Source organism: Streptomyces sp. SAS_270, assembly GCF_052543295.1.
In genome coordinates this window covers 32,182-49,050 of the sequence record NZ_JBMNDS010000039.1, presented here as the reverse complement: position 1 = coordinate 49,050, position 16,869 = coordinate 32,182, and the positions used below count along the sequence as shown (strand labels likewise).

Here is a 16,869-nt window from a genome sequence, read left to right as displayed (position 1 = left end):
GGAGCCGACACCGCAGGGGGTCCCCCCGGACGGAGCCCGGGTGGAGGATCCGCATGTCCGCGCCCACAGTGACCTCACCGTGCACGGGAGGCAAGTCCATGGGCGACAAGGCGAACGCACACCCCGGAGCCGCCGGCAGGGCTACAGCGGCCGACCACCCCGCGTCCGTACGGAATGTGGTGCTGGTCGGCCACAGCGGATCGGGCAAGACGACATTGGTGGAGGCTCTCGCGCTGACGGCGGGAGCAGTGAACCGGGCGGGCCGCGTGGAGGACGGCGGCACCGTCTCCGACTACGACGAGATCGAGCACCGGCAGCAGCGCTCGGTGCAGCTCTCCTTGGTCCCGGTCGACTGGGACGGGTACAAGATCAATGTTCTGGACACCCCCGGATACGCCGATTTCGTCGGCGAGTTGAGGGCCGGTCTGCGGGCGGCGGACGCGGCCCTCTTCGTCGTCTCCGCCTCGGACGGGGTGGACGGCTCGACCCGCATGGTGTGGGAGGAGTGCGCGGCGGTCGGCATGCCGCGGGCCATCGTGATCACCCACCTGGAGGCCGCCCGCGCCGACTTCGACGAGATGACGCGGACCTGCGCGGAGGCCTTCGGCGGGGACGACCCCGACGCGGTACTGCCGCTGTACCTGCCGCTGCACGGCGAGCCGGGACCCGACGGGCACGCGCCCGTGACCGGACTGATCGGGCTGCTCTCGCAGCGGCTGTTCGACTACTCCTCCGGGGAGCGCAAGGAGGCGGAGCCGGGACCCGACCAGCTCCCGCTGATCGAGGAGGCACGCAACCGGCTGATCGAGGGGATCATCGCCGAGAGCGAGGACGAGACCCTCATGGACCGCTATCTCGGCGGCGAGGGGATCGACTTCAAGACCCTCGTGCAGGACCTGGAGCGGGCCGTGGCGCGCGGGATCTTCTTCCCCGTGCTGGCCGCCGCCCCCGCGGCCGAGGGCGCCCGCCAGGGCCTCGGCACCGTCGAACTCCTCGAACTGATCACCGGCGGCTTCCCGACGCCGCTGGAGCGCCGGGCGCCCGCGGTCGGCACGCCGGACGGCCGACCGCGCGAGATCAGCGTGTGCGATCCGAACGGGCCGCTGGTGGCGGAGGTCGTCAAGACGGCTTCCGACCCCTACGTGGGCCGCGTCTCGCTCGTACGGGTCTTCTCCGGCACCCTGCGCCCCGACGCGACCGTGCACGTCTCCGGGCACGGGCTGGCCGACCGCGGCCACGAGGACCATGACGTCGACGAGCGCGTCGGCGCCCTGTCCACGCCGTTCGGCAAGCAGCAGCGCGCCCTCACGCACTGCATCGCGGGAGACCTTGCGTGCGTGGCGAAACTGAACCGCGCCGAGACCGGCGACACCCTCTCGGCCAAGGACGATCCGCTGCTCATGGAGCCGTGGCAGATGCCCGACCCGCTGCTGCCGCTCGCCATCCAGGCGCACAGCAAGGCCGACGAGGACAAGCTGTCCCAGGGCCTGGGCCGACTGGTCGCCGAGGACCCGACCATGCGCCTGGAGCAGAACCAGGACACCCACCAGGTCGTCCTGTGGTGCCTGGGCGAGGCGCACGCGGACGTCGCCCTGGAGCGGCTGCGCAACCGCTACGGCGTCCAGGTCGACGTGATCCCGCACAAGGTCTCCCTACGGGAGACGTTCGCGGCCAGGGCGGCGGGGCGCGGGCGCCATGTGAAGCAGTCCGGCGGTCACGGCCAGTTCGCGATCTGCGAGATCGAGGTCGAACCGCTGCCGAACGGCTCCGGCATCGAGTTCGTGGACAAGGTCGTCGGCGGGGCGGTGCCGCGGCAGTTCATCCCGTCCGTGGAGAAGGGCGTAAGGGCCCAGTCCGCCAAGGGAGTCGCCGCCGGGCATCCGCTCATCGACATACGGATCACGCTGCTCGACGGCAAGGCGCACTCGGTGGACTCCTCCGACGCCGCGTTCCAGACCGCCGGCGCGCTCGCCCTGCGCGAGGCCGCCGCCGACGCGCGGATCCATCTTCTGGAGCCGGTGGCCGAGGTGACCGTCATGGTCGGCGACGACTACGTGGGCGCCGTCATGAGCGACCTGTCCGGGCGGCGCGGCCGGGTCGTCGGCACCGAGCAGGCGGGCGGCGGCCGCACACTCGTACGGGCCGAGGTCCCGGAGATCGAGATCGGCCGGTACGCGGTCGACCTGCGCTCGCTGTCGCACGGCACCGCGCGCTTCGACCGCCGCTACGCCCGGCACGAACCGATGCCCCCGCAGATCGCCGAAAAGCTCCGCGAACAGGCGAAGGACGCCCCGTAGTTGCCGCGAACGGCTCCCCTCCGAGTCGGCGGACGGCCGCAGCGGCCGTCCGCCGACGAATGTCGGTGGCTGCGGATACGCTGATGACCTGATCAAGTTGCGCGCGATCAAGATGACGACCTGATCAACAGGTGTGCGGGGCACGGAAGTCGGGAAAAGCCGCAAGGGCGAGTACGGCGGCGATGGGGGCGGCAGTGGCGGACGACGGATTCGATTTCTCTCCCGGGGCACAGGTGCCGCTCTCGGGCGCCGCGGGGCAGACGGCGGCGACGTACGCCCTGGCCTCCGCGGCCTACCGGGACAACGAGGTCGAGGAGATACTCAAGGCCAACAGCGAGTGGCACGTCTCCGCCGTCAAGGCCGGCAGGATGAAGCTGTTCAAGCCGAACCTCGGTGAGGCGTTCTCGGTGGCCGTGCGCAACCGGATGCTGGGCGGAGACCGCAAGCCGCTCATCCAGTCCTTCGGCACCGAGCCCCAGGTCATCGTGGAGCACTGCCTGGCGGCCAACAACATCCGCCGGGAGCGCGACAACTGGCTGTCGGCCGTGATGGTGCTGTGCGGACTGCTGTTCCTGCCCGGGCTCCTCGTCTGGCTGATGGTCTTCCAGATCCGCACGCAGATCGCCAAGCGCGAGGACAAGCGGGCCTCCGCCCTCGCCACCACGCTGCTGGTCGCCGTCGGCGCCCTCGCCGTGCTCTTCCTCCTCAAGATGCCGTTCACCGGCTTCTGGGCCTGGTATGCGCGCGCGGCGGTCGTCGTGCCCGTCGTCGGATGGCTGTGGGCCAAGCAGATCTGCGAGCGCACGGCGAAGGACCTGCGCGAGCGCTGGGACAGTCTGCTGGCCGGCGGCGGCATCGGCGCCAAGATCCCGGAGGCGGTGCCGGGCAGTCCCGGCGAGTCCGCGGCGGAGCGGCTGCGCCAGGCGCTGGCCCGGCTCAGCGCCGAGCAGCAGTCCAACTCCGTCTTCTACGCGGGCCCCAAGGGCATCCTCGGCATGGGCACCCGCTGGGGCAGCTGGCAGCTCGCCGAGGACCTGGTGCCGCGCGACGCCGGCAAGGAGATCCACCCCTTCCGCAGCTGGGACGTCATACGCTCCATCCACGACAAGCTCCGCATGCTGGAGCGCGGACCGCTCAACACCGGCGGTTTCCCGGCCCCCTCGATCAAGCACTGGGTCGTCACACCGATCGGCGAGAACGCGAAGGCGGTGTCACGGCCGGTCGGCACCGATGTCGACGCCTACACGGTCAGGTCGCACGCGATACAGGACATCTGCAACAAGCAGCAGTTCGGCGGCGGCGACCGGCACTACCTGGGCTGCCAATGGACGCTGTGGGACGGCCAGTTGGTCATCACCATGCTGATCACCGTGACCGTGCTGCACGAGACGCTGCGCATCGAGGTCACCGGCCATGCGCTGGGGCCCGTGCACTCCCTGTTCACGACCAAGCCCGAGGCGCCGACGAAGGAAGTCGCCAAGTCGATCAAGTTCTGGGAGACCCGCAAGGTGTCGCTCCCGCTGGTCACCGCCGACGAGGTCGTACGGCTCACGGCCCGCGCCCCCTTCAGCCGGTTCCCGCCGTTCCTCAACTGGCTGGGCGGCACGCTGGTGCTCCCCGAGCCGTTCGGCCTGCGGCACGCCTGGGCGGACAAGCCGTGGCGGCACCGGTTCATGGCCGACGACGCGCTGCGCGCCGCGACACCCGTGCTGCGCGTGGTGCACGCGGCGGCGATCAAGGTGCTCGAAGAGAACGGCGTGAACACCGAGAAGTTCGGCACCCGGTCGTCGTTCCTCAGCAACATGGTGCAGGATGCGGCGCCTCGGAAGGCGGATGTGTACGACGCATAGCGCCTGCCCGGCGAATGCGCGGGGTGTGTGTCAGGCGCTCGCCGGCCAGGCGTCCGCAAGCATCTTGCGGGTGTCCGCGAGGAGTTGGGGAAGAACCTTGGTGTGGCCGACCACCGGCATGAAGTTGGTGTCGCCGCCCCAGCGGGGGACGATGTGCTGGTGCAGGTGAGCGGCGATGCCGGCGCCCGCGACCGTGCCCTGGTTCATGCCGATGTTGAAGCCGTGAGCGCCCGAGGCGGCGCGCAGGGCGGTCATCGCCTGCTTGGTCAGCTCGCCGAGCTCGGCGGTCTCGGGGCCCGTCAGGTCCGTGTAGTCGGCGACATGGCGGTAGGGCACGACCATGAGGTGGCCGCCGTTGTACGGGTAGAGGTTGAGCACCGCGTACACCTGCTCGCCGCGCCTCACGATGAGCCCGTCCTCGTCCGACTTGGCCGGGATCGAGCAGAAGGGGCAGCCGTCGTCGGCCCCCGGGCCGGTGGGCTTGTTCTCGCCCTGGATGTACGCCATCCGATGGGGCGTCCACAAGCGCTGGAACGCGTCCTGCGTCCCGACTCCGATCTGCTGCTCCGGCTCACTCGTCATGAGGTGCAGCATATGGCTTCGCCCGTTCGCGGCGTGTCGCCGGGGCCTGCGCGAAAGCGCCTGCGGCCAAGCTGGGGCGATGGACGACGACAGTCGAAAGGCCGCCTGGGAGCAGCGCACCGGGATGCTCCTCGGCGTGGCATCGGTGCTCTTCCTGGCCATGTACGCGGTCCTGGTGCTCGCCAAGGACCTCTCCGAGGGCCGGCAGGACCTCTGTCTCGCGGTGATCCTGGCGGCCTGGGCGGTGTTCGCCGTCGACTACGCGGTGCACTGGCGGCTGAGCGGACAGCGGCTCCGCTTCGTCCGGACGCACTGGCTGGACACGCTCGTGCTGGTGCTGCCCCTCCTGCGCCCGCTGCGCATCGTCAGGGTCTACGAGGCCGTACAGCGCCGACACGGGCAGCCCCGTCTCGCCCTGCACGCGCGCGTGATCGTGTACGCGACGCTGTCGGTGTCCCTGCTCGGCTTCGCCGGTGCCCTCGCCGTCTACCAGCAGGAGCGCGGGGCCCCAGGTGCGTCGATCCACACCTTCGGCGACTCGCTGTGGTGGACGTGCTCCACGCTCACGACGGTCGGGTACGGCGACGTGGTCCCGGTGACCCCGCTCGGGCGGGTGATCGCGGTGGGCCTGATGGCCTGCGGGGTGGCGTTGCTGGGGGCGGTCACCGGGTCGTTCTCGGCGTGGCTGCTTCAGGTGTTCTCAGAGCAGGAGGACGAGGAGAGGCCCCCAGGAAGCTGAGCTTTCCGGGGGCCTCTCGAGGTAAGCGTCAGACCTGCGCGCGCTCCTCGACGACCTTCGCGATCTTGGCGATCGCCTCGTCGAGCGGGATGCCGTTCTCCTGCGAGCCGTCGCGGTAGCGGAAGGAGACCGCGCCGGCGGCCATGTCCTCGTCGCCCGCGATGACCATGAAGGGCACCTTCTGCTTCTGCGCGTTGCGGATCTTCTTCTGCATGCGGTCCGAGGAGGCGTCGACGTCGACGCGCAGCCCCTTCTTCTTCGCCTCGGCGGCGAACTTCTGCAGGTACTCCACGTGCGCGTCGCCGATCGGGATGCCGAGCGCCTGGACGGGCGCCAGCCAGGCCGGGAACGCGCCCGCGTAGTGCTCAAGGAGCACGGCGAAGAAGCGCTCGATGGAGCCGAAGAGAGCGCGGTGGATCATGACCGGGCGCTGCTTGGTGCCGTCCGGGCCGGTGTACTCCAGGTCGAAGCGCTCCGGCAGGTTGAAGTCGAGCTGGACCGTCGACATCTGCCAGGTGCGGCCGATCGCGTCCTTGGTCTGGACGGAGATCTTCGGGCCGTAGAAGGCGGCGCCGCCCGGGTCCGGGACCAGCGGGAGGCCCTGCTTCTCGGCGACCTGGCGGAGCGTCTCGGTGGCCTCCTCCCAGACCTCGTCGGAGCCGACGAACTTCTCCGGATCCTTGGTGGACAGCTCCAGGTAGAAGTCGGTCAGGCCGTAGTCACGCAGCAGGTTCAGGACGAAGGTGAGCGTCTTGTCGAGCTCGTCGGCCATCTGCTCGCGGGTGCAGTAGATGTGCGCGTCGTCCTGCGTGAAGCCGCGGGCCCGGGTGAGGCCGTGCACGACGCCCGACTTCTCGTACCGGTACACGGTGCCGAACTCGAAGAGGCGCAGCGGCAGTTCGCGGTAGGAGCGGCCGCGCGCATCGAAGATCAGGTTGTGCATCGGGCAGTTCATGGGCTTGAGGTAGTAGTCCACGCCCTCGTCGAGCTGCATGGGCGGGTACATGCCGTCGGCGTACCAGTCCAGGTGGCCCGAGGTCTCGAAGAGCTTCCCCTTCGTCGCGTGCGGGGTGTAGACGAACTCGTAGCCCTCTTCCTCGTGGCGACGGCGCGAGTAGTCCTCCATGACCCGGCGGATGACGCCGCCCTTGGGGTGGAAGACGGCGAGGCCGGAGCCGATCTGATCCGGGATGGAGAACAGGTCCAGCTCGTTGCCCAGCTTGCGGTGGTCGCGCTTCTCGGCCTCGGCGAGGAAGTCGAGGTGCGCCTTCAGCTCGTCCTTGGAAGGCCAGGCGGTGCCGTAGATGCGCTGGAGCATCGGGTTCTTCTCGCTGCCGCGCCAGTAGGCGGCCGCGTTGCGCATCAGCTTGAACGCCGGGATGTTGCGGGTGGTGGGCAGGTGGGGACCGCGGCAGAGGTCCTTCCAGCACAGGTCACCGGTCTTGGCGTCGAGGTTGTCGTAGATGGTCAGCTCGCCGCCGCCCACCTCGACATCGGCGCCGTCGTCCGTGGACGCGGAGCCCTTGATGCCGATGAGCTCCAGCTTGTACGGCTCCGACGCCAGCTCCTCGCGAGCCGCCTCGTCGGTCACCACACGGCGGGAGAAGCGCTGCCCGCGCTTCTGGATCTCCTGCATCTTCTTCTCGATGGCCTTGAGATCCTCGGGCGTGAACGGCTTCTCCACGTCGAAGTCGTAGTAGAAGCCGTCCTTGACCGGAGGGCCGATGCCCAGCTTGGCCTCGGGGAACAGCTCCTGCACGGCCTGTGCCATGACGTGCGCGGTGGAGTGGCGCAGGATGTTGAGGCCGTCCTCGGAGGAGATCTCCACGGCCTCGACGGTCTCGCCGTCCCGCACCTCGTACGCGAGGTCCTTCAGCTCGCCGCCCACGCGGGCCGCGACGATGGTGCGCTCACCGGCGAAGAGCTCGGCGGCCGTAGTGCCCGTCGTCACCACGCGCTCGTCCCGCTCGGAATCGCGTTGGATGATCACACGGACGTCTGACACCGGTCTCTCCTGCCTGAAGGGGGACGCGCGCCCAAAGTCCATTGCGCGCGCCATAGGCTACGGATCCTACCGAGACCGGGGTCCCCTCCGCGAAACGGTTCCGTCAGTCCCCGCTGCACGCCTCCTCGAAGAAGTCCAGGTTCTCCTGGAGCGACTTCATGAGCCGGTCCCGTTCGGCCTCGTCGACCTGTACGGGCACGACCCCGGAGGCGTCGGTGAGCCTGCGGAAGCCGCCCCGGCTCTCCAGACGCCCGAGCACCCGGACCGGCAGCCCGACCAGATGGGCGTGCCCGGCGATGCGGTACGCCTCCTCGTCGAGGGTCATCCGCACATGCGGGACCTCGGCTCCGGCGAGCACCCGCAGCCGTACGGAGCCCTCGCCGCGCGGCCCGGACCTGCGCATCCGCACCACGGTTCCGGTGATCCGCACCGGCACGGACGGCTCGGCGCGCAGATAGCGGGCCCCCGCCTCGCGCAGGACGGGCAGGTCGCCGGGCGAGAACTCGACGGGCTCGGAGGGGGCGGCGCAGCCCTCGGGGACCCCGGCCGCGGGCGCCCACTCGACTGCGATCCGGGCGCCCTCCGTGCCGCGGACGAGGGCGACGATCGCCTCGGTCAGCTCATGGCTGACGCCCGCCGCGACGGCTCCGTCGAAGGCGTCCATGCCCCCGGTGGCGCGCTGGTAGTCGATGGCCTCGCGGGCGGCGTACAGCGCCTGGTAGAGCCGTACGGCCAGGAGCCGCCCGGTCGTGACGGGCACGAATGCGGTCAGGCGGTGTCCGCCGTGCTCCGCGCCGACGAGGACGGTGTCCAGGGACGCGGCGGCGGGCCCACGGTGGCGGGCGCCGTAGTACCCCGCGTGCGCGCGGGTGGCCAGCGCGGCGGCGAGCAGCATCTGGCGGGCGGCGGCGCGCAGCTGCTCCTCGGCGGTCCAGGGCGCGGCGCCCACGGGTCCCGTCGGCACGTCGCGCCACCAGCGGACCTCGTCGCTGGGCACGGCGAGCCCGAGCAGTACGTCGCGTGCGGAGGGTGACCCGCTGCGGGAGAGCGCGAGGAGGGCCTCGCCGAGCAGGTCGTCGCTGTCGGGGAAGGCCCGGTTCTCCGGTACGAGCAGGCTCGTACCGCCGCCACCGGGCCCGGGTGGGGTCCAGCGGCCGTACCGTCCCGCCGCTCCGCCGCGGCGCTGCCAGCCGTGCCGGTGCAGCAGCGCGCTGAGGACGGCGGGGTCGACCCGGCCGGGCTCGGGCGGCCGGGTCCAGTCGGTGTCGGCCGGATGCGGCCGCACCGACCGCAGGGTCTCGTCGATCGGGCGGTGCGTCACGGTCTGCCTCCCGTCCCGACCCGCGTCATGATCTCGCAGAGCGCCCGGTCGTCGAAGATGCGCGAGGTCGGTATCCGCACGGTGGTCCTGCGCCGGCCGGTGACGGTGTGTCCGGCGAGGTTGGTCCAGTAGCAGCAGTGCCGCAGGTCGAGACGGTCGTGACTGGCGCGCAGCCACTCGTCCTGGGATCTGGGCACGAGCATCACGACCAGAATCTTGTGCACCGAGACCGGGGTTCGGGCGAGCTTCGCCAGGTGGTCGTTGTCGAGCGTGAAGGAGAAGGCGGGGCCCGGGGGGTTCGGCGGTATCTGGTACGTGCACTTGAGCTGCACCTTGATGGTGACTTCGTCGTCGACCGTGTGCCCGGGGGCGCTGTGGCTGACGTGCCAGTCGATGCCGTTGTCCGGGAAGGGCTGGGACAGGGAGCATCCCGCGGCCGCGGCGACGGCGTGCAGATAGCCCACCTGCAGTGTCTCCATGCATGCGGTGGTGGCGAGGCTGCCGCGGTGGGGTGCCGTGCGCTCGGGCAGCAGCCCGCCCCGTTCGGGCTGCGCTATCGCCATGACCAAAAGCCTTCCAGAACTGGTGAATCGCCTCGACGAGCCCCTGAACTGCAAAGACCCGTACCTCTGTTGTCTCCTTCCGGCGTACGGCGCAAACAGCCCGGGTATCACCAAACGGGGCAGAAGACGGTGCGTCAGCTGCCGTGGGTGAACGAGGAGTTGTGTGGGTATGACGTGCTGGTACGAAGGCCCCTTGGCCGCCTTCGACACGGAGACCACCGGCGTGGACGTCGAGACCGATCGGATCGTGTCGGCCGCCGTGGTGGTCCAGGACGCCCCGGGTTCCCGTCCGCGGGTGACCCGGTGGCTGGTGAACCCGGGAGTGCCGGTGCCCGCGGGCGCGACGGCGGTGCACGGGCTGACGGACGAACATCTGCAGTGCAACGGCCGCTGGCCGTCGCCGGTGATGGAGGAGATAGCCCGGGCGCTGGGCGAACAGGCGGCGGCGGGCCGGCCGCTGGTGGTGATGAACGCGCCGTTCGATCTGACCATCCTGGACCGGGAGTTGCGCCGCCACCGCGCCTCCTCGCTCGATCACTGGCTCGCGTCGGCGCCGCTGCGGGTACTCGATCCACGGGTCCTCGACAAGCATCTGGACCGCTACCGCAAGGGCCGTCGCACGCTCACCGATCTGTGCGCGCACTACGAGGTGGTGCTGGAGGGCGCGCACGACGCGGGCGCGGACGCACTGGCCGCGATGGAGGTCGTACGCGCGGTGGGGCGCCGTTTCGCGACTCGCCTGGAGCGGCTCTCCCCCGCCGAGCTGCACACCCTGCAGGCGGTGTGGCACGCGGCGCAGGCACGCGGTCTGCAGGCGTGGTTCGCGCGCAGCGGCACTCCGGAGCTGGTGGATCCGGCCTGGCCCCTGCGGCCGGACCTGCCCGCGGCGGCGTGAGGGCGCGAGGACGGGAACACAGAAAAACCGGTCCGTCTGTGACGGACCGGCTTTCTCCGGGTGGGCGATACTGGGTTCGAACCAGTGACCTCTTCGGTGTGAACGAAGCGCTCTCCCACTGAGCTAATCGCCCGGGAACGCACTGAACCATACAGGTCCCGGCGGGTTTCGTTCAAACCGCTTGGCCCGTCTCCCGCAGGTGTGCGCGCAGTCCGCGCAGTCCGGCCCTCATCATCAGCGCGTGGTTGGCGAGGAAGAGGGGCCGTCCCGGCATCGCGAGGCGCCGCAGCAGCGGCTTGCTCACGTCGACCTCCTGCTCGTAGCGGGCGAGGGTGCCCGGCCCGTCGGCGGTGACGGTCCAGCGCGCCCAGCCGTCGATATCACCGGTCATGGCGATCTCCAGGACGCCTGCCGCGGGGTCGCGCCGCACCTCCCGCGCGGTGAACGTCATGTCGTACGGCAGCAGCGAGCGGATCCGGATGGCTCCGCTGCGGTCGTCGATGCGCCGCACCTCGCGCACCTGAGGCCACCAGCGGGGGTAGTCCTCGGCCTGTTCCAGGGCCAGGTAGACGGCGGCGGGAGGGGCGGGCAGCTCCCAGAGGCTGCGGAAGCGGTAATGGCTCCAGTCCATGCGCCGAGTGTGCCGGTCCCCCGCACCCTTTCCGGTAGATCGGTACGAGACTTCCTGTGTCGTATCTGAGTACGGCCTGAGTACGTGCACTCATGCCGGGGGACGTGACCGGGACCACACTGCGAAGCATGATGAACATCCCGCCCCCGGCCGAGGAGTTGCGGCTCCTCGATGCCGAGCTGCGACAACTGGATGCCCGCCGGGCCCAGTTGCTGGAGCGCCGTGCCTGGCTGCTGCGGGTCCTGCAGCCGGTGTGGGCGCCGCCGCCCCCCGCCGCACGCCGGTCCGAGACCACCGCGCCCGGTGTCCAGAACGTGCTCCTGGCGCTCGGCGGCGTCCTGCTGACCGTCGCCGCGATCGCGTTCACGGTGGTCAGCTGGGGACACCTGGGCATCGCCGGGCGGGCGCTGGTGCTCGGCGCGGTGACACTGGCCGCGCTCGGCGCGCCCGTGCCGCTGCTGCGCCGCGGGCTGCGCTCGACGGCCGAGGCGCTGGCGGGGCTGGGACTCGTGCTGACGGTGCTGGACGTCTACGCGCTGCACCAGGTCGCGTTCGCGGAGACGGACGCCTCCGGCTATGCGGCAGCCGCCTCGGCGGCACTGGCCGTGGTGTGGGCGGGGTACGGGCTCGCACTCGACGGGCCGCGCGGGCAGCGGGAGGCCGGCGCGGCCGCTCGGCTCCCGCTGGGACTGCCGCTGCCCGCCGCCCTGGTCACGGCCCAGTTCCCGCTGCTCCTGTGGGCGGGCGCGGCCGGTGCGGGGGACCGCGCCATGACGGCCGCGCTGCTGGTGACGGCCGCGTTCGACACGGCTGTCGCGCTCCGCACGCCCCTGAGGTCCGTCCGGATCGTCGCTGTCGTCGGCGCGTACGGCATGGGCGGCTGGGGCACCCTGGCGGCCGGATGGCTCTCCTGGACAGCCTCCGGCCCGAGCGCCGCCGCCCGTGCGGCGGCGCTCCTCCTCTTCGCCGGCGCGATCGCCCTGGTGGCCGCGTGGCGTGCTCCGCACCCGAACGCCGCCACCGGGACGGCGCTCGCCGGCGGTCTGATCACGGTCGCGGCGTTCGGCGGCGTACTGCGCTCGGCGCTGCCCGACGACTCGACGGTTTTGGGATATCTGGTGTGCGGGATCGCGCTGTTGGCGCTCGTGCGCACTCGCCTGCGCGAGCAGGTGCGGCGGGGGCTGGCCGGGGCCTCCGGCTGCGTGCAGGCCGTCGCGGTGGTGTGGGCGCTGCCCGCGGCCGCCCTCGCCCTGCTGGGCCCGGTGAGCCGGGCGGGGCGGATCTGGTCCGGCGCCCCGGCGACCGCCCGCGACGCGGTCGCCATGGATGTCCCCTGGCCGCCGCACTCCACCTTGGCTCCTGTCGTCCTCGCGCTGGTGGCCGGTGTCCTGGTGGTGGCGGTCCGCGACGCGGCATGGCGCCCGCAGGCGCTGACCTGCGCGCTGACGCTGGCCTGGGCGACGGCGCTCGCGCTTCCGGCGGTCCTCCAACTCCCTTACGCAGCAGGGATGGCGGCCCAGGGCGCCACCACGGTGGCGGTTCTGGCGTGCGCACGGCCGAGCGGGCTGCGGGCGGCTCCAGTGCTGCTGGCCCTTCTCGGCTCCGTCAGCCTCGCCTTCCTCTCCCTGGCCTCCGAGGGGGCGACCCTCGGCGTCCTCACGGCGCTGACCGTGCTGTTCGCGGCCGCCGCGCGCCCGCCGCACCTCCGAGCGGTCGCCGCCACCGCCTCCCTCGTCGCCGCCACCGCGCTCGCCTGCGCCGTGGGCGCGTCCCTGGGCTGGGAACCGCGGTACACCGCGCTCCTCGTGCTGGTGGTGCCGGCGGCAGCGGCGCTCGCGGCGGCGCGCCTGAGCGATCCGGTGACGACCGTGGCCGTCGAGGCGACGGGAGCCGCTGCCGGGCTCCTCGCCGTCGCGCTCACGGTCACCCATCCCCCGATGCTCGCTCTGGTCCTGGCTCTGCTCGGTGTGCTCGCCGCGGCCACCGCCGTACGAGCGGACCGGCGGCCCGTCGGATACGCGGCCGCCGCCCTGTTCGCGCTGGCCACCTGGGTCCGTCTGGCGTCCTGGGGCGTCGGCTCCCCGGAGGCGTACACGCTTCCCGTGACCGTTCCCGCGCTGCTCGTGGGCGTGCTCAGGCGCCGCAGGGACACCCCGGCCTCGTCGTGGACGGCGTACGGCGCGGGTCTGTCGCTCACGCTGGTGCCGAGTCTCCTCGCGGCGTGGGGCGACCCCCACTGGCTGCGGCCGCTGCTGCTCGGCGGGGCGGCGCTCGCGGTCACGCTCGTCGGTGCCCGCCACCGGCTGCAGGCACCGCTCGTCGTGGGCTCGGTGGTGCTCGCCCTGGACGCGCTGCACGAACTCGCCCCGTACATCGTCCAGGTGGTCGACGCGCTGCCGCGCTGGGTGCCTCCCGCACTCGCCGGTCTGGTGCTGCTCGCGCTGGGTGCCACCTACGAGCAGCGGATCCGTGACGCGCGGCGAGTGCGGGAGGTGCTGGGGAGGATGCGTTAGGGGCATCCTCAACCGGCGTACGGCTACGGCATCTTGTCCCCCAGCAGCGCCAGGTTCTCGATGGCGGCGAGGCCGTACAGGGCGGTGTCGTTGGAGCTGACCCAGGCGGCCTCGCTGCCCGGCACCAGGGTGAGGGGGCCGCTCAGCTTCTCGGTCTTCCAGGGCGAGGACTCCATGTAGCCGTCCGAGCCGTAGAACTTCGTCCACGCGCGCTTGGCGAGCGTCGCGTCACCGGTCTGCACGGCGGCGTACGCGTCCAGGCGCGAGTGGCCCTGGAACAGCAGCAGGGTGCCGAAGTTGGTGCCGTAGCGTGCCGCCTGTTCTGCCTTGGTGGCGTTGAAGTAGCGGCAGTAGTCGAGGTAGACGTCCTTGAATTTCGGCACGTCGACCAGGTCGATCAGCTCGGCGCACAGCTCGTTGAGGCCGAATACCGCCGAGAGGTGCGAGACCGAGACGACGGGCGCGGGCGCGACGGCGAACTTGCCGGTGTCGAGGTCGTACAGGCCGCTGCCCTGCACGAAGCCGTTGGGCTGGGCGGCGATGCCCTCCATCGTCGACAGCACGCGCGCCTTGGCCTTCTCCCACTTGGGACCCTTGCGTTCCCACTCGGTCAGCCATGCCGACACCAGACCGCTCCAGTCCGTGCCGAAGCCGATCGACAGGGCGTGCCGGTCGGGGGTGTAGGGGTCGGTGCGCACCTTGCGCAGCGGGTCGAGGACGAGGAACGTCTCGTCGGAGTCGACGTTGGCGTGCATGAGGTCGCCGACGCGTTCGTCGGCGGTGAGGAAGTAGTAGTAGCGGCGGTAGGTGGTGTTGGCGATGCGCTGCTGCTTGGCACTGTCGGCGAAGTGCTGCACGCCGTGCCGGGTGCCGAGGCCCGCCCACTTGCCGAGGTGGTAGACGTCGACCTCGCCGGTGTGCCGGGTCAGCGCCTCCGCGAAGCGGAAGATGTCCGAGCGGCCCGAGCGCAGATACGCCATCCAGAGCCAGATGTCCGGCGACAGTTCGGAGTTGTCCCAGGCGTAGCCTCCGACGTCGTAGCGCCATTGGTGGCGCACGGTGTCGTACGTGTGCATGAAGTCGCCGTAGTCCCAGAAGCCGTACCAACGGCGCTGCTCCACCTGGTCCTTGTAGTAGGTGAAGAGGAAGTCGAGGTGGTCCTCGATCTTCGCCTTCGCGGTGGTGGAGCGGTCGGGCTCGGAGAAGAGGCCGCCGAAGACCTTGGCCTTGATGAGGTGCTTGGGCGGCGCGGCGAGCTGCGGAAGGGTCCGGACCGCCTGGACCTGCTCGGCGAGCTTCTCGGGAGCGGGCGTCGACTCGTTGGCCCAGAAGAGGAGTTCGGAGGTGCGGGCGATGCCGTACGGGGTGCCGAACTCGGGTTCGTAGTCCTCGTAGGTGATGTTGAGGCCTTCGAGCTGTTCGGCGTAGGTGTCCTGGTCCATGCCGTCGTGGTAGAAGCGCAGGTCCATGGGCTTCGCCTCGGGCGACCAGAGCCAGAGGGTGACCTCGGCCTCGTCGGTCTGGGCGTCGCGGATGTCGAGCTGGGCGGGGTACTTCTCCCAGAAGTCCCTGAGGCCGAAGGAGAATCCACCGCTCGGACCGCCGACGTAGCCGAATCCGGACGCCCGCCCGCCGCCGCCCGCGCCGATCCAGCCGTATCCCTTCTTGGTGCGCTTGCGCAGCGCGAAGCCGTCGGCGGAGAGCTGGGAGAGCGTGTAGTCGCCCCACTCGGGGATGTACTGCAGCCGCGTCGTCACCCGCTGGTCCCAGGTGGACGGGTCGGGCAGCTTCTCGCCCGCGAACTGGGCCGCCTGCACTGCGGCGCCCGGGTCACGGCGCAGCCCGGTGATGCCCTTGACGGCCTCGCGCAGCAGACCGGTGCCCTCGCCGCCGATGCGGATGTGCCGGTCGTACGCGGCGTCGCGCATCGGCACGGTGAAGCGCACGCCGAGCCCGCGGATGAAGTCGCCGCTGGTCCTGCCGGGTTCCTGCGTGCCGTCGTACGTGATGGTGTGCACCATCCGGAAGGAGTCGGCGCCCGCGTAGAAGTAGAGACGGATCGAGAAGGGCAGCCAACTGCGGGCGCCCTTGCGGTGCTTGCCGTCGATACGGACGACGGCGCGGACCGGTCCGTCCTGCTCGACGGTGACCTTGTCGATGGCGCTCTCGAAGCGCTCGAACTTCTCGGCGCCCTGGTCCTCGTCCTCGATCTCCGGCTGCCGGATCAGCACCAGTCGGCCGTTCTTGGCGATCTCCGTGGAGCCGCGTACGACGGACTTCACCAGCGTGGTGCCGCTCTTGCCGATCTTCGCCGTGATGACGCCGGTCGATATGTCGATGGTGCCGCCGCTCTTGTCGACGGTCACCTTCTTCTCGGGCGCGCTGGACGAGCCGGCGGCGAGGGTGAGCTTGCCGGAGCCCGAACTGACCGCGTGCGCCGTCCACTTGAGGGAGCCGTCGGGCCAGTACGCGATCGGCCAGGACTGCACGGGCACGGCCTTGCCGTCCGCGTCCGTGAGCGCGAACGTCTGGTCCTCCTGGTACGCACCCTTGGGCCAGGGCACGCCGACAGTCGAGCCGGGGGCGGCGCCGAGCCCGCCGTCCTCCAGCCAGTCCAGCGTCACCGGGTCCGCGGCGGCGGCCTCGGCTCTCGGGGCGGCCTCGGCGCTGCTGCTCCCCAGCGCCCAGCTGAACTGGGCGGCGGCTCCGGCGGCGGCAGCTGCCTTGAGAAGGGACCTGCGGGGAATGGGAGACATGAGAGCTCAGCCTTTCCTTTCCGTGCGGGGAAGTCAGGGGCATGACAGAGAGAGGTGCGGCGCCCGGGGGCGCCGACCTTGCGGTGCGGGGTGGTGCGTCAGCGGCGCCGGTATCGCTCCTCGACGGCGACGGCCGCGGCCGCGACGGCCCCGAGGACGGGGACCGCCAGCGGTAGGGCGAACCAGGTGGAGCAGACCACGACGGCCAGTCCGCCGATGAGCAGGAACGATCCGGCGGGGTCCAGGACGGTCCGGCGTCCGGCGTCCGCGAACAGCGCCCGCCACCGTGCGCCGGGCTCCCAGGACGCCGCCGCGCGCAGCCCGGCGACACCGAGGCCGATCAGCGCGAGGACGCCGACGGCACCGACGAACGGTCCGCCCGGAAGCCCGGCGCGCACGGCCTGGACGTCCACGGCGACCGCGAGCGCGGCGCCCCAGCCGGCAAGCCCGGCGATCCAGCCGCCGCGCACGGCCGACCGGAAGTCCGCGACGAACTCCCGCAGACCGCCGCCCTCATGGGCCGTACACCGCTTCAGATGGCGGGCTCCGGCGGCGAACGCGGCGGGATACGTGACCAGCGGCAGCGCGGCGAGCGCGATCCACACGCCGGTCAGCAGACACTCCGCGAACAGCGCGAACCTCTCGGCGAACACGGATTCCCGCGGCGCACGGCGCGCCTTGACCGATATCCCGGATGCCTGGGATGCCTGGCTCATC

General features: G+C 71.3%; 12 protein-coding genes and 1 tRNA gene. 5 read left to right on the top strand and 8 right to left on the bottom strand.

Annotation, left to right across the window (positions count from 1 at the left end; translation table 11 throughout):
- Positions 1 to 98 precede the first annotated feature (98 nt).
- Positions 99 to 2,297, top strand: a complete 2,199-nt coding sequence (locus ACN6LB_RS24660) for an elongation factor G-like protein EF-G2 (protein WP_445027838.1) — start codon at positions 99 to 101, stop codon at positions 2,295 to 2,297.
- Positions 2,298 to 2,479: 182 nt separating this feature from the next.
- Complete coding sequence (locus ACN6LB_RS24655) at positions 2,480 to 4,147, top strand: hypothetical protein (protein WP_356145374.1); 1,668 nt, start codon at positions 2,480 to 2,482, stop codon at positions 4,145 to 4,147.
- Positions 4,148 to 4,177: 30 nt separating this feature from the next.
- Here the strand turns inward: ACN6LB_RS24655 and ACN6LB_RS24650 are convergent, their stop codons facing one another.
- The gene (locus ACN6LB_RS24650; RefSeq protein ID WP_445027811.1) at positions 4,178 to 4,741 is read right to left on the bottom strand and encodes an HIT family protein; all 564 of its coding nucleotides are present in this window, start codon (positions 4,739 to 4,741) and stop codon (positions 4,178 to 4,180) included.
- A gap of 67 nt (positions 4,742 to 4,808) precedes the next feature.
- Here ACN6LB_RS24650 and ACN6LB_RS24645 point away from each other — a divergent pair, with 67 nt between their 5' ends.
- A complete protein-coding gene (locus tag ACN6LB_RS24645) occupies positions 4,809 to 5,468 on the top strand; it encodes a potassium channel family protein (protein WP_445027810.1) in 660 nt (219 codons plus the stop codon).
- Positions 5,469 to 5,496: 28 nt separating this feature from the next.
- Here the strand turns inward: ACN6LB_RS24645 and thrS are convergent, their stop codons facing one another.
- From thrS to ACN6LB_RS24630, 3 genes are all read right to left on the bottom strand, one after another.
- Positions 5,497 to 7,473 (bottom strand): threonine--tRNA ligase, encoded by a 1,977-nt coding sequence (thrS, locus tag ACN6LB_RS24640; protein WP_445027809.1) that lies wholly within the window; start codon positions 7,471 to 7,473, stop codon positions 5,497 to 5,499.
- 103 nt (positions 7,474 to 7,576) lie between these two features.
- The gene (locus ACN6LB_RS24635) at positions 7,577 to 8,794 is read right to left on the bottom strand and encodes a hypothetical protein (RefSeq protein WP_445027808.1); all 1,218 of its coding nucleotides are present in this window, start codon (positions 8,792 to 8,794) and stop codon (positions 7,577 to 7,579) included.
- Positions 8,791 to 9,357, bottom strand: a complete 567-nt coding sequence (locus ACN6LB_RS24630) for a DUF4365 domain-containing protein (protein WP_445027807.1) — start codon at positions 9,355 to 9,357, stop codon at positions 8,791 to 8,793. Before ACN6LB_RS24630 ends, ACN6LB_RS24635 begins: the two co-directional genes overlap by 4 nt.
- 169 nt (positions 9,358 to 9,526) lie before the next feature.
- Between ACN6LB_RS24630 and ACN6LB_RS24625 the strand changes: the two genes are divergently transcribed.
- Positions 9,527 to 10,252, top strand: a complete 726-nt coding sequence (locus ACN6LB_RS24625) for a 3'-5' exonuclease (RefSeq protein WP_445027806.1) — start codon at positions 9,527 to 9,529, stop codon at positions 10,250 to 10,252.
- Positions 10,253 to 10,313: 61 nt separating this feature from the next.
- Here ACN6LB_RS24625 and ACN6LB_RS24620 read toward each other — a convergent pair.
- Both ACN6LB_RS24620 and ACN6LB_RS24615 read right to left on the bottom strand, forming a co-directional pair.
- Positions 10,314 to 10,385 (bottom strand) — tRNA-Val (locus ACN6LB_RS24620).
- A gap of 39 nt (positions 10,386 to 10,424) precedes the next feature.
- On the bottom strand, positions 10,425 to 10,883 hold the full coding sequence (locus ACN6LB_RS24615) for an SRPBCC family protein (protein WP_445027805.1): 459 nt from the start codon (positions 10,881 to 10,883) through the stop codon (positions 10,425 to 10,427).
- Positions 10,884 to 11,011: 128 nt separating this feature from the next.
- Here ACN6LB_RS24615 and ACN6LB_RS24610 point away from each other — a divergent pair, with 128 nt between their 5' ends.
- A complete protein-coding gene (locus ACN6LB_RS24610; protein WP_445027804.1) occupies positions 11,012 to 13,396 on the top strand; it encodes an SCO7613 C-terminal domain-containing membrane protein in 2,385 nt (794 codons plus the stop codon).
- 23 nt (positions 13,397 to 13,419) lie between these two features.
- On the opposite strand, the gene ACN6LB_RS24605 is transcribed toward ACN6LB_RS24610, so the two are convergent.
- Together ACN6LB_RS24605 and ACN6LB_RS24600 are read right to left on the bottom strand one after the other, a co-directional pair.
- Positions 13,420 to 16,152, bottom strand: coding sequence for an exo-rhamnogalacturonan lyase family protein (locus ACN6LB_RS24605; RefSeq protein WP_445027803.1), 2,733 nt, complete (start codon positions 16,150 to 16,152; stop codon positions 13,420 to 13,422).
- A 98-nt stretch (positions 16,153 to 16,250) separates the two neighbouring features.
- Positions 16,251 to 16,868, bottom strand: a complete 618-nt coding sequence (locus ACN6LB_RS24600; RefSeq protein ID WP_445027802.1) for a hypothetical protein — start codon at positions 16,866 to 16,868, stop codon at positions 16,251 to 16,253.
- Position 16,869: the final 1 nt, after the last annotated feature.